The sequence below is a fragment of the Micromonospora aridisoli genome (assembly GCF_056150025.1).
Genome location: NZ_JAXCFK010000125.1, coordinates 1 through 567, shown reverse-complemented (window position 1 = coordinate 567; position 567 = coordinate 1). Strand labels below are relative to the sequence as shown.

Sequence of the window (567 nt, the reverse complement as noted above, 5' to 3'; positions counted from 1 at the left end):
AATTATTTTTTCTAATAATGTAAAATTACAAAAAGCATCAGCTATGGAACTCAATGATTTTTAACTGACTTATTTGTCTCATAACGCAGATAATTGAGCACTTAGATAAGAAGTAAAGAAACAGTTACAAAAAGTCATTGTGACCATTTTTTGGTTTGAAAATGGTAGATAGTGTAGTGCTATAAAATGAGTTAAGCTAAACCCAAAAAGAGGTAAAATGTGTAATTGATTTTGAATTATTCTCCAGTATATACCTTGCACGTAGCACTTTTGGAAACTTTTTCTATCTGTTCCTGTATGGTAATGTCTACTAACTCCACGACAGTTCCTTTAGAAATTTGAAGTACCACATTTTTATTATCCTCATTGAGGCCATTATCACAATAAATTACCTCTGGGGTTGTTGCTTCAAAATCACAAATAAAACATGTTTTCCCTTTAGTAAGTGAATTGTTTTTGATTTCAGTGATTTCTTTTACAATATCCTCAAAGGATTCTGCTTGGACGAATTCATCATCATGGCAGGAGCTAAAAAAAGTCAGTACTGCTAAAAATAAAGGTGTTGTA

1 protein-coding gene is annotated in these 567 nt (G+C 31.2%); it reads right to left on the bottom strand.

Annotated features, from left to right (window positions below; all coding sequences use genetic code 11):
- Window positions 1-236: 236 nt before the first annotated feature.
- On the bottom strand, window positions 237-567 hold a 331-nt coding region (locus SM447_RS29695; protein ID WP_474576173.1), incomplete at its 5' end, for a hypothetical protein.